Origin of the sequence: Falsibacillus albus (genome assembly GCF_003668575.1) — a bacterium.
Lineage (GTDB): Bacteria > Bacillota > Bacilli > Bacillales > DSM-25281 > Falsibacillus > Falsibacillus albus.
This window is the reverse complement of the sequence record NZ_RCVZ01000034.1, coordinates 1-10,929: the sequence shown is the minus strand read 5'-3', so window position 1 is coordinate 10,929 and position 10,929 is coordinate 1. Positions and strand designations below refer to the sequence as shown.

Annotated in this window: 11 protein-coding genes, 16 tRNA genes and 1 rRNA gene; all 28 read left to right on the top strand. The window is 36.2% G+C overall.

Annotated features, from left to right (window positions below; translation table 11 throughout):
* Nucleotides 1-165 precede the first annotated feature (165 nt).
* Nucleotides 166-282 (top strand): 5S ribosomal RNA (gene rrf / locus D9X91_RS22270).
* A 9-nt stretch (nucleotides 283-291) separates the two neighbouring features.
* A tRNA-Asn gene (locus D9X91_RS22265) sits at nucleotides 292-366 on the top strand.
* 7 nt (nucleotides 367-373) lie between these two features.
* Nucleotides 374-465: transfer RNA gene (locus tag D9X91_RS22260), tRNA-Ser, on the top strand.
* 16 nt (nucleotides 466-481) lie between these two features.
* A tRNA-Glu gene (locus tag D9X91_RS22255) sits at nucleotides 482-556 on the top strand.
* A 37-nt stretch (nucleotides 557-593) separates the two neighbouring features.
* A tRNA-Val gene (locus tag D9X91_RS22250) sits at nucleotides 594-669 on the top strand.
* A gap of 9 nt (nucleotides 670-678) precedes the next feature.
* Nucleotides 679-752, top strand: a tRNA-Met gene (locus D9X91_RS22245).
* 96 nt (nucleotides 753-848) lie between these two features.
* Nucleotides 849-925, top strand: a tRNA-Asp gene (locus D9X91_RS22240).
* 162 nt (nucleotides 926-1,087) lie between these two features.
* Nucleotides 1,088-1,163, top strand: a tRNA-Phe gene (locus D9X91_RS22235).
* A gap of 30 nt (nucleotides 1,164-1,193) precedes the next feature.
* A tRNA-Thr gene (locus D9X91_RS22230) sits at nucleotides 1,194-1,269 on the top strand.
* Nucleotides 1,270-1,278: 9 nt separating this feature from the next.
* Nucleotides 1,279-1,363 (top strand) — tRNA-Tyr (locus D9X91_RS22225).
* An 18-nt stretch (nucleotides 1,364-1,381) separates the two neighbouring features.
* Nucleotides 1,382-1,455, top strand: a tRNA-Trp gene (locus tag D9X91_RS22220).
* A gap of 18 nt (nucleotides 1,456-1,473) precedes the next feature.
* Nucleotides 1,474-1,549: transfer RNA gene (locus D9X91_RS22215), tRNA-His, on the top strand.
* 48 nt (nucleotides 1,550-1,597) lie between these two features.
* A tRNA-Gln gene (locus tag D9X91_RS22210) sits at nucleotides 1,598-1,669 on the top strand.
* A 3-nt stretch (nucleotides 1,670-1,672) separates the two neighbouring features.
* Nucleotides 1,673-1,747: transfer RNA gene (locus tag D9X91_RS22205), tRNA-Gly, on the top strand.
* A gap of 7 nt (nucleotides 1,748-1,754) precedes the next feature.
* Nucleotides 1,755-1,828 (top strand) — tRNA-Cys (locus D9X91_RS22200).
* Between the two features lie 12 nt (nucleotides 1,829-1,840).
* Nucleotides 1,841-1,922: transfer RNA gene (locus D9X91_RS22195), tRNA-Leu, on the top strand.
* Between the two features lie 443 nt (nucleotides 1,923-2,365).
* Nucleotides 2,366-2,447: transfer RNA gene (locus tag D9X91_RS22190), tRNA-Leu, on the top strand.
* Nucleotides 2,448-2,569: 122 nt separating this feature from the next.
* Nucleotides 2,570-3,496: a tyrosine-type recombinase/integrase gene (locus D9X91_RS22185; protein WP_121682844.1), complete on the top strand. Its 927-nt coding sequence runs from the start codon at nucleotides 2,570-2,572 to the stop codon at nucleotides 3,494-3,496.
* A 177-nt stretch (nucleotides 3,497-3,673) separates the two neighbouring features.
* On the top strand, nucleotides 3,674-4,408 hold the full coding sequence (locus tag D9X91_RS22180; protein WP_121682843.1) for a hypothetical protein: 735 nt from the start codon (nucleotides 3,674-3,676) through the stop codon (nucleotides 4,406-4,408).
* Between the two features lie 52 nt (nucleotides 4,409-4,460).
* On the top strand, nucleotides 4,461-4,910 hold the full coding sequence (locus D9X91_RS22175; protein ID WP_121682842.1) for a hypothetical protein: 450 nt from the start codon (nucleotides 4,461-4,463) through the stop codon (nucleotides 4,908-4,910).
* Between the two features lie 15 nt (nucleotides 4,911-4,925).
* Nucleotides 4,926-5,078, top strand: coding sequence for a hypothetical protein (locus D9X91_RS22675; protein ID WP_158598396.1), 153 nt, complete (start codon nucleotides 4,926-4,928; stop codon nucleotides 5,076-5,078).
* A gap of 87 nt (nucleotides 5,079-5,165) precedes the next feature.
* Nucleotides 5,166-5,600: a hypothetical protein gene (locus D9X91_RS22170; RefSeq protein ID WP_121682841.1), complete on the top strand. Its 435-nt coding sequence runs from the start codon at nucleotides 5,166-5,168 to the stop codon at nucleotides 5,598-5,600.
* Nucleotides 5,601-5,934: 334 nt separating this feature from the next.
* Entirely contained in the window at nucleotides 5,935-6,531 is a 597-nt protein-coding gene (locus tag D9X91_RS22165) for a hypothetical protein (RefSeq protein ID WP_121682840.1), read from the top strand.
* Between the two features lie 292 nt (nucleotides 6,532-6,823).
* Nucleotides 6,824-7,081, top strand: a complete 258-nt coding sequence (locus tag D9X91_RS22160) for a hypothetical protein (protein WP_121682839.1) — start codon at nucleotides 6,824-6,826, stop codon at nucleotides 7,079-7,081.
* Between the two features lies 1 nt (nucleotide 7,082).
* A complete protein-coding gene (locus tag D9X91_RS22155) occupies nucleotides 7,083-7,280 on the top strand; it encodes a hypothetical protein (protein WP_121682838.1) in 198 nt (65 codons plus the stop codon).
* A 723-nt stretch (nucleotides 7,281-8,003) separates the two neighbouring features.
* Nucleotides 8,004-9,230, top strand: coding sequence for a phage portal protein (locus D9X91_RS22150; RefSeq protein WP_121682837.1), 1,227 nt, complete (start codon nucleotides 8,004-8,006; stop codon nucleotides 9,228-9,230).
* A complete protein-coding gene (locus tag D9X91_RS22145) occupies nucleotides 9,208-10,326 on the top strand; it encodes a phage major capsid protein (protein ID WP_121682836.1) in 1,119 nt (372 codons plus the stop codon). The genes D9X91_RS22150 and D9X91_RS22145 overlap by 23 nt, the downstream gene beginning before the upstream one ends.
* A gap of 93 nt (nucleotides 10,327-10,419) precedes the next feature.
* A complete protein-coding gene (locus D9X91_RS22140) occupies nucleotides 10,420-10,830 on the top strand; it encodes a phage major tail protein, TP901-1 family (protein WP_121682835.1) in 411 nt (136 codons plus the stop codon).
* The last annotated feature ends 99 nt before the right edge of the window (nucleotides 10,831-10,929 follow it).

Here is a 10,929-nt window from a genome sequence, read left to right as displayed (position 1 = left end):
GTGCAGCTGACGGATACTAATCGATCGAGGACTTAACCAAAGATACAAAGCGATCTCGTTTATTGTTACTTCAACTTTATCTAGTTTTCAGAGAATAATTTTTTTGAAATTTTCTCTTGAAATATTGGTACATATCAGTATATAATAGTACTTGTCCTTAAGAGGTCCGGTGATTACGGCGAAGAGGTCACACCCGTTCCCATACCGAACACGGCAGTTAAGCTCTTCAGCGCCAATGGTAGTTGGGGGTTCTCCCCCTGCAAGAGTAGGACGTCGCCGGGCTTATATGATTCCGCAGTAGCTCAGTGGTAGAGCTATCGGCTGTTAACCGATCGGTCGCAGGTTCGAATCCTGCCTGCGGAGCCATTAATAAGGAGAGCTGTCCGAGAGGTCGAAGGAGCACGATTGGAAATCGTGTAGACGGTCAACGCTGTCTCAAGGGTTCGAATCCCTTGCTCTCCGCCATTAAGTACTTATTATTGGCCCGTTGGTCAAGCGGTTAAGACACCGCCCTTTCACGGCGGTAACACGGGTTCGAATCCCGTACGGGTCACCAAGTTTTTACGGGAGTAAAGATACCCTATATACATATCGGAGGATTAGCTCAGCTGGGAGAGCACCTGCCTTACAAGCAGGGGGTCGGCGGTTCGATCCCGTCATCCTCCACCATATCATCGTCGCGGGGTGGAGCAGTCTGGTAGCTCGTCGGGCTCATAACCCGAAGGTCGCAGGTTCAAATCCTGTCCCCGCAATCAATTTTCAATGATAGCAAATAAGCTATCGCAGAATATTGAAATATATTGCTGAAGCAATTAATGAAAATTATTTTGCTAAAGCAAAAAAACATTGGTCTGGTAGTTCAGTTGGTTAGAATGCCTGCCTGTCACGCAGGAGGTCGCGGGTTCGAGTCCCGTCCAGACCGCCACTTTTAAAGAAGTGATAACATTTTTAGAATAAAAGGTTTAGGATAGGCAAGAAGTTCGAGGTAGCAAATGAACGAAAGCCGGAGCGTGCTAAACGCATGTGAGGACTTGAGTGAGTGCAGCTGACAAAGAAATTCGCCGCCTAGCGTAAACCGTAACCAAATGGCTTGGTAGCTCAGTCGGTAGAGCAATGGACTGAAAATCCATGTGTCGGCGGTTCGATTCCGTCCCAAGCCACCATTTTTCCAAAAGACAAAACATCCTTAAATTGCCGGTGTAGCTCAACTGGTAGAGCAACTGACTTGTAATCAGTAGGTTGGGGGTTCAAGTCCTCTTGCCGGCACCAGATGGTTTTGGAGGGGTAGCGAAGTGGCTAAACGCGGCGGACTGTAAATCCGCTCCCTCAGGGTTCGGCGGTTCGAATCCGTCCCCCTCCACCATTTATATTAAAACATTATAGGGGCATAGTTTAACGGTAGAACAGAGGTCTCCAAAACCTCCAGTGTGGGTTCGATTCCTACTGCCCCTGCCAATTAAAATTTAAACTATGGCGGTTGTGGCGAAGTGGTTAACGCATCGGATTGTGGCTCCGACACTCGTGGGTTCGATTCCCATCAATCGCCCCATTTTTTTAATACAGGCACATAAGTGCAACTGAACGAATATATTATTATTGGGCTATAGCCAAGCGGTAAGGCATCGCACTTTGACTGCGACATGCGTTGGTTCGAATCCAGCTAGCCCAGCTTGCGGAAGTAGTTCAGTGGTAGAACACCACCTTGCCAAGGTGGGGGTCGCGGGTTCGAATCCCGTCTTCCGCTCCAACTACACGGCGCCATAGCCAAGTGGTAAGGCAGAGGTCTGCAAAACCTTTATCACCGGTTCAAATCCGGTTGGCGCCTCCAAAAATATATTATGCCGGTGTGGCGGAATTGGCAGACGCGCACGACTCAAAATCGTGTTCCTTCGGGAGTGCCGGTTCGACCCCGGCCACCGGTATCAATCATAAGGTTTTGCCAAGCCTTATCGAAAAAACTCCATCAGATTGATGGAGTTTTTTTGTTGGTTTTTTCGTAAAGTCTGTGGTTACATTCGTGAGCAATGTTGATTTAGGCTGGAGGATGTGTTTCTCACTTTTTTAGATCTGCAGCTCAGAGCTGGCAACCTTAAGCCAATCTAAAGTAGAGGACGCTTTTTCTCTTAAATGCCAGCTGAACTCACACTGCAAATGCTGCACGTATCCATTAAGTGAATCAAACGAGAAGAGTGATTCCAGCAAGCTTATTATTGCATAAAAAACATTAGGTCAATCTGTTAAAATGATTCAAAGATAAATGCCAATAATAATTAGCCGCAAAACAATATAAATGTCTTTTCATGTACATGTTTTTATGCTAAAATAATATTTGTCGGTCAGAGAGATTATATCTCTGATGCATCATGCCGGTGTGGCGGAATTGGCAGACGCGCACGACTCAAAATCGTGTTCCTTCGGGAGTGCCGGTTCGACCCCGGCCACCGGTATCAAACAATGCTTTAGAATCAAGGTTCCAACTATATGTTGGAGCCTTTTTTCTTTGTCTTTTTTAACACGACATAAAAAACCCAAAATCGTGTGCGTCGAATCGTGTGCGTAGGAGGCCGATATGGGAAGACGTGGAGCATTAACAGAAGCAGAGTTAAAAATTATTAAGAGGGGGATTACTGAAGAAGAAGCACTTGAAAAGTTCTTTAAAGACTGTTATTTAAGAAACTTAAGGCCAGCCACAATAGGTTATTACAGAAATGAATTCCATGGCGCAAAGAGAATTATTAATAAGCAGCTTATAGAATGTAATGAATGCGACATAGAAAATTTAATACTTAAAAGTAAGGATCAAATGAAAGTAACTACAATTAATACACGCTTGCGAGCTCTTAGAGCATATTATAATTATTTAAGTAAAAACAAACTAATAGATAATAATCCAATGAAGAACATCAAATTATTGAGAGATAGACAAAAGACTATCGAAACATTAGGCGATCAGGAGATTGAATTATTAATTCGTACAATTAGAAAAGAAAAGACGTTTATTTCTTTTAGAGATGAGGTAATCATTCTTGTCTTTCTCGATACTGGAGTTAGATTGTCGGAACTAGTTGGTATTAAAGTTGAAGATATTAGAGGAAATAAGATAATCATTCGAATGACAAAGAATCTGTTTGAAAGAACTGTTTACTTGTCTGAGACTACACAGGAACAGTTAGACAGATATATAAAGATCAGAGGTGAACTTGACACCAAGAAATTATTCGTAAGCCAGGACAACAAAGAGTTAAATCGTCATAGCATTCAAACACGATTTACTAAGTATGGAAAGTTAGCAAAGATAGGTAAGAGAGTTAGCCCACAAACATTTAGGCATACAATGGCCAAAAGGATGGTTGTTTCAGGTGTTGATGCATTTTCTCTCATGCATTTACTTGGTCATACAGATATAACAGTAACAAAGCGTTACGTAAACTTATGGGGGCAGGATTTAGAACAAAAACACAGATTGCATGGAGCGTTAAAAGGATTGAAAATTTAGGGTAAAATTACCAACTTATATTTTACGTTTATGCTTTAAAGTGTTAAAATATATATATAAATAAAAACCTTATCCATTATAGAGCTGGAACTCTAGGACAAGGTCTCTCAACAATTCACAAGGAACTGTCATATCTATTATATGACTACTTTCCTTGCATTTCAAGGAGGAAGAAATATGTTGGTCAATGCAAAACCAGAGCATCTAGTGAAGTACAGTAAAGGTACATACAATAAAGACTATTTTGTTGAATCAGTAAAAGACCGCTGGGAGCTTACAGACTTGCAAATCAGAATGACATACTTAATTTCAGATTTAGCAGTAAAAGCTAACGGAGTGTTTTCAGTGACTCATCAGAATTTCATTAAAATGTTCGAAGAGAGATTCAAGATGAAAGTAAGCCTTTCATCAGCTAGGAGATTCTTTGCCCTTCTATCCAAAATTGGAGTTATTTCTATAAATGGAGCTAAGAGAAAAAATAATCAACAGTCTGCAAATATTTATATTGTAGAGGTTGAGGTTCCAAAATCTCATGAACAGCCGTATGAGCACCGTCATGAGCACCTAGAAGAGCAGGCGGTAGAGCAACATAATATAACTATAAACAAAACAATAAAAATACCTTTAAATAAACCTATAAAGAATAATTTTGTTAACAAGGAACCAGGTAACAAAGATGAAATAATTAACAAATTGACAAATGAATATCGATTAAAAGGAATGAGTAAAGAACTGTGCCTACGTGTCTTATCTGAAGTTGAAGCAAACCCCACTGTTCAGAACTTTGGCAAATATTTTAAGGCATGTCTCGAAAATGCTTTATATAAGCACAAGCTGAAACGAGGAGCAATTTTATCAAACAGTAAAAATGAAGGAATAGTTCCATCGTTTATTACTTGGATAGATTCCTAAATCTTGACATATTTTCCATGTTTGTTACCATGAAACTCTAGGAGGTAATAAAATGAAAAAACTTTTAACATCAGTATTGGTAGTAGGTATTGCAACAACAGCTTGGTTTGGTTTTCATAAAGATTCTAATGTGAAAGCTGAATCTAATCCAGTAAGTCATCAACCAGTTCTACACGGAGCCAGTCAAGAAGATCTTACAGCTGATAATGGAATTTTGTACGATGGAATACACAACTCAGCTATTTTCTTGGTTGCAATAGCGAAAGATATCACTCAGCCTTCGGACTTTGACAACAACAAAGAAAATTTAGACACTGTTCTTTCTTATGAAGAAGGGGCAATCAAAATGTCTGTCGAGAAAAATGCAGACAGCAAAATTAGATCTACTCTTAAAGAAGCTTTGAAAACTACTCAAGAAGCTGTTGATAAAAAGGATCCAGATCTTCTTTCAAAAGCAGCTACTATTCTTGAAAAGCTGGATGTTGATTACAGCAATCAATAATTCGGAGGTAGCTGAATGGAAGATAATAAGAAGTTTACTGCAGATGAAGTTCTGAAGATCATTAGTAATAAGATGGAAAACGGTCAAAGATGGCTACTTTTGAATGAAATGTATGATTTGTACTACAATAAGTCAGACAAGAAGGTTGAGCTTGAAGAAAATTATTAAAAGTTTTTCTAGTTCTGCTTTACACTTTCATTTTCAATGATACAAAGCCTGCATAAAATGAAAACAAACTTATGGAGGTTGTTTAAAATGAAAAGCACACAAACAATTCAAATCTCAATTTATAAAGCTTTCGGAAAATCACGGTATAATAATTACGAGTATAACCATTTATTAGACGAGTTCGAATTTGTTTACGAAGCAGAAGTTAGCAGTGTTGCTGACTTTATAGCTCTAACTTATCGACTCAATAAATTTGTAAAATATAAAAAGCCTACTGATAAAAATTGGTACACCTCTAGAACAATGGTAAAGCGTTTATTTAAAAAAGAGATTGTAAATAACAAACCAATAATAAAAATTGCCGAAGTAAATTGTTGGGAAGAAAAACAAAGGGAGGAACGTCTTAAGAAAGAAGAAGCAAGAAAGCGAATGGAAGAACGTGAGTCTTCAGAAATTAGAAGATTCCTCAATGATGATATTAGATATTCTGATAATTTAACTGGATTTGGTGAATGGAATTGAATTTGAATTAGATCGAGCTGAATGCTCGGTCTTTTTTTATTGTAAAGATTTATAAACTGTATATCTATACAGAAATGAAGAATATATACAGAAAACATTCATGTGAAAGGTTATTACACGAAGACCTCATACAGCCGTATACAGTCATGTGGTGCTATAGCGTTTAATTTCGTCGATTTGAGTAACTATAAAGCGTGACATGAAAATAACGATGTACTCTCAAGTAATTATAAAATCAATATTTTATAATTAAGTTTGCTCCGTTTGATTTACGTATCTCATTTAGCAGATAGAATGCATATGTAAGTGAAATATGAAACGGAGGAATTCAGGTATGACAACATACATTAATGACTATAAATTCTATTATGGAAAAGCGTTAGTAAAAAATTATGACAGTAAAGTTGTATTAGGAATGTTAAAACTTATGAATGGAAATAGACGTTCAATATTTACTATCAAACAGTTATCTGAAGCAAGTAATACAAGCAGAAAGGTTGCTCGTTCAACAGTTTATAAAATGATTGATGAATGCATGGAAAATCATTTATCAATTGATTTCATTCCAGCCGATTATTCAGCAAATGAAAGTTTCGTAGTTCAATTTCCATATGACATGATAAACTTTTCGTTCTTATACGAATTTGAGATTGATGAATTACTTGATCTTGAAACAAATGAAATTCGAGTTTTTCTTGTTCTATTTGGCTTTACAAAGAACTCAACAATTTACAAGCAAAAAAAAATAAAACGAATTCGTATAGGTCGAAATAATATTTCTCATTATAGTGGAGTCAAAAATTTGAATTACCTTACTAAATCTATCGATTCCTTGGTTGAAAAAGGTTGGATAAAGATTACTGACAAAGGTAATAATCTGAAAGAACTCACAACTGAATATGAAATCTTAAAAGATTATAATATGCGCTAAGAACTAGTTTCTTAGCTCTATTTTTTTATATTTTATCAAGTATCAAAATGGTTCATTTCGCTCCATTCTGATATTTCAAAAAGGCTCCAAATGTTCCAAACTGATACACTAAATAATTAAATAATAAATAATAAAATATATATATTGCGATAAAAACTACGTTTCACTTCGTTTTTATCACAATTGATAACTGATCAAATGAATTTTTTTGAAAAAGTTTTAATAATGTCGTTTACATATTTAATTCATCAGATATAAATCAATTAATTAAATTAATTGGAGGTTACTAATCATGGCTAAACTTACACTGGATCAACAAATTAAAAAGCAGCAAAATATCGTATGGGAACTAGCAGAAAATTGTTCTAGTGATCAATTGAGATTAAAGGATAGAATCTTTGAACATGGACTTGTTGTCGAAGAATCTAATTGTCTAAAAGCGATCTATGATAATGATTCTGATGAAAATAAAAAAGATTATTTGGTAGTTCTGAATGAAATGGGAAAGTTCTATAAGAAAGTAATGAAATCTCAAGAGCAGGTGAATTGATATGTATGTACAAATTAGTCGTCCTGAAAGAATACATGGCTTCGGTCAAAAGATTCATATAAAACCAATTAGAAAAGAAAAAGTTCAGTATATAAAAGTAAAAGCAATTCCTCATGAAGATTCAGAAGAAGTAAAAAGAATCAAAGAAAAATGGAAACAAATGAAAGAAAAACGTACGAATGTGACTAGTAAGTTCTAAGAAATAATATTGCAGAAATATGCAATATTACGTACATTATCCATCATTTGTATATATAAAATTATAGAGAGGTAAGTTTAATTCAATTTCTTACCTCTTTCTTCTTCTTCATCAAGTTTTTCTATGATTTTAGATTCATGAACAGTCAAGTGCTTTATCAGACTTTAAATAGGACATCATCCATTGTTCATTTAAGTTCCTCCTAAACTTAAATCTGTTTAAAGTCTGTAGAAGTACTTGACACTCCTATTAAATTTTCGTATCGGTTCGCATGGCCGATAACATAATGCTGACTGTCATATCAGCACACTCCTTTTAATTTTTACGACATATGAAGTCTCTAGTAGTTGAGACGGGAGTCAGGCTAATCATAGCTTGGCTCCTTTTTCATACATATTCGTACCCTTCGAGGTACTATCATAATCTGCATCAAAATACGGTTTGGTCAACCGAATTTATTTGCTTCGCATCATCTTTTTTTACTTTAAAGCTTTTCTTATGTTCTAATTCAATATCAAAAGTTTTCAAGAACGGCAAGAGCGTTCATTTGTTGGTCTAGAACTACTGGTCTAACACCAATCCTCGTAATGAATTGTCTTAACTGGTGCAGGATTTGAAAGTTGTATGTAATGAAAACGGGCATCCGAATATCGGATGTCTATTTTTTTTGAACTTCAATTGCAGTTTTCTGCAATGAAATAAATCTAACTAAGGAGGATTACAATGGCAAATCCATCTATATGGAATCGTTCTAAAAAACAATCTGAGCATGATTATTTTTCTACTGCAATTTTTTCTAGTCGTCCGCCAGCAATGATTACAGAAGAAGAAGCTCTTCAAATTCCTGCTGTAAAGGCTGCTGTTGATTTGATTTCAAACTCAATTTCAATGCTTCCTATTTATTTGTATCAGCAGACTTCTGATGACGAAATAAAAAAGATCACGGATACAAGAATTAGTACGTTAAATTCCATTTCAAACAGAAATGACACAGGTCAATCAATGAAAAAGAAAATCGTTCAAGATTTCTTGTTACATGGAAGATCATTTATCTATAGAAAAGGAACTGAGCTTTATCATCTGCCTGCAAAAAAGGTTGAAGTTAAATACTTTACAGAAGACAGCGTTACAGTATCTGAACGTAAGTTTGTTTACTACGGATATGAGACAGTTACTTTTTCTGAAGATGAAGTTTTTATGATTGATGGTTCAAGCAACGGAGTTTTGATTGATGGAGGAAAAATTTTGACTCAAGCATCTGGTCAAATTGATTACTCTTCATCTTTGCTTTCAAATGCTGCAGTTCCAGTTGGTATATTGCAAGCTACTTCAAGGCTAACGGAAAGAGCAATCGATCGTCTTAGAACTTCATTTGAAAACCTATACGGCGGAGCTAAAAAAGCTGGTCGTACATTAATTCTTGAAGAAGGTCTTGATTACAAGCCTTTATCACTAAAGCCTGATGAACTTCAACTTACTGAATCAAACAAACAAGTTATTTCTGAAATAGCAAGATTGTTTAATATTCCAGAATCCATGATTTCTGCTTCAGCTAACAAATACAACAGCTTGGAACAGAATGGAGTTCAATATCTTCAATCAACTCTTGGTCCTATCTTGACTGCTATTGAAAGAGCTCTCGATAAAGATCTTCTTGATGACATTGAACGACAGATTGGTTACAACTTCAGATTCGATACTTCAGAAATTCTGCGTACGACTGAAGAACAAAAATTAAAGGCTACTGCTGAAGCGTTCAACAAAGGACTATTAACTTTCAATCAAGCAGCTTATCGATTGGATCTACCAAAAGAACAAAAAGACTTCAGACTTCTTTCAATTGGAAATGTCATGAAATATGAAGATGGCCAAATGGTTTATCTGAACCTTGGTCCTCAACCAAATCAACCGGAGGTGAATTCTTCAAATGGGAAACAAGCAAAAGATTGAAAAGCTTCAAAAAGATATTGATGAACTCTTATCAGCTATTGAAATGGTTCGATCAGTTCGTGGCTACAACTTGACTGAAGATACTGAAAAGCGTCTTCAAAAAGAATCTGATCGAGCTGAAAAGATGATCAATGAACTTGAAAGATTACAAAAACAAGAAGAAAGAGGTAATGTTAAAATGGCAAAAGAAATGAAAATGGAAAAACGTTCTGTTACAGGTTTTGAAACGGAGCTACGAACTTTATCTACAACAGCGAATGGAACTGCGGTTATTCCAGAAAACGTTCAAAATGAAATTATCAAGAAAATGGAAGAAGTATCTCCTGCTTTCAAACAAGCGCGTAAACTTCCTTCTAATAATGGTAGTTTAAAAGTTGCTAAAGAAAATGATGCGGTATCTGGTGGTTTCTTTGGAGAAGGAGAAGATATTCTTGAAGAAGCAATCAACTTTACTAACGTTGAACTTAAGCAAAAACGTTTAGGAGCAGCAGCTAGTTTATCTAATCAACTGATCAATGACTCAGCAGTTGATATCGTTTCCTACGTAAATGATTTACTTGGTCGTCGTGTTGCTAAGGTTGCAGAACAAGCAATCTTCAAAGGAGATGGAGCTAATGAATTCTCTGGAATCATGCTAGAAACAGCAGTTAATGAAACAGAGTATTCTCTTGCAACAGAACTTGATATGGATAGCTTCATGGATGTATATACTTCTCTTCATCCAACATTCTTAGATGGAGCTGCGTTTTATATGTCTCGTTCATTCTTCAACAAAGCAGTAAAGTTGAAAGATGCTATGGGTCATTACTATATGCAAAATGCGGTAGTAAACGGTAAACCAACATATACATTATTCAATCGCCCAGTATTTGTTACTGAAGCTCTTGATGCTGGAGATACTGTTGGACAAGTTCCAGTTGTATTTGCTAACTTAGGTCAAGCTTATTCTATCTTGGTAAAACAAGAAATGAATCTTCGTCAAATCATTGATGGACAGCAAGCTCTTCGTGGTAGCCAATTGCTAGTTCTTGACGGTTATATGGACGGAGCAGTTACGAATCATGCTGCAATCGCTAAGTTAACAGTAACTGCTTAACTATAACTAATCTTGTGAAATTGTTCACAAACTGAGAGCCGTTCATTCGGTTCTCTTTTTTTATTTCAAACCAAATCGAAAGAGGTAATATAAATGAGCGGAAAAATTACAGGTATGAACGTAAAGCTTTATATCGTACAAGCTGGAACCGGTGCTGTATTAGCTGGTCAAAGAAATGCAAGTTTGAAAAGGTCAGCAGATTCTATTGATGGAACTTCAAAGGATACAGCTGGATTCTGGAAAGAGAATCTACAAGGGTTCAAAGAGTGGAGTATTGATGCAGATGGTGCTTATGTTGAAAGTGATGCAGCTTATACTACTCTTGAAACAGCATTTGTAAACTCTGAGAATGTAGACGTATATCTTGAATTTCCTTCAGGCACTCAATATCAAGGAAATTGTACTATAACCGATATGAGTATGGATGCACCATATGATGATTTAACAACCTGGAAGATTTCTCTTCAAGGATCTGGAGCATTAGCAATAGTACCAGGCTCTTAATCAGCAATATAGGGAGGACTATAACATCAGTTATAGTCAGCTTGTAGAGAAAGAGGTATTTCTTCTCTACAAGCTTTTTTGTTGTAACTAACTTTCCAA

Bases quoted from the DNA above. Each gene is read 5' to 3' on its own strand.
- D9X91_RS22160 (WP_121682839.1), top strand. From the start codon at position 6,824: ATGGCTAAACTTACACTGGATCAACAAATTAAAAAGCAGCAAAATATC.
- D9X91_RS22165 (WP_121682840.1), top strand. From the start codon at position 5,935: ATGACAACATACATTAATGACTATAAATTCTATTATGGAAAAGCGTTA.
- D9X91_RS22175 (WP_121682842.1), top strand. From the start codon at position 4,461: ATGAAAAAACTTTTAACATCAGTATTGGTAGTAGGTATTGCAACAACA.
- D9X91_RS22185 (WP_121682844.1), top strand. From the start codon at position 2,570: ATGGGAAGACGTGGAGCATTAACAGAAGCAGAGTTAAAAATTATTAAG.
- D9X91_RS22180 (WP_121682843.1), top strand. From the start codon at position 3,674: ATGTTGGTCAATGCAAAACCAGAGCATCTAGTGAAGTACAGTAAAGGT.
- D9X91_RS22145 (WP_121682836.1), top strand. From the start codon at position 9,208: ATGGGAAACAAGCAAAAGATTGAAAAGCTTCAAAAAGATATTGATGAA.
- D9X91_RS22150 (WP_121682837.1), top strand. From the start codon at position 8,004: ATGGCAAATCCATCTATATGGAATCGTTCTAAAAAACAATCTGAGCAT.
- D9X91_RS22140 (WP_121682835.1), top strand. From the start codon at position 10,420: ATGAGCGGAAAAATTACAGGTATGAACGTAAAGCTTTATATCGTACAA.
- D9X91_RS22675 (WP_158598396.1), top strand. From the start codon at position 4,926: ATGGAAGATAATAAGAAGTTTACTGCAGATGAAGTTCTGAAGATCATT.
- D9X91_RS22155 (WP_121682838.1), top strand. From the start codon at position 7,083: ATGTATGTACAAATTAGTCGTCCTGAAAGAATACATGGCTTCGGTCAA.
- D9X91_RS22170 (WP_121682841.1), top strand. From the start codon at position 5,166: ATGAAAAGCACACAAACAATTCAAATCTCAATTTATAAAGCTTTCGGA.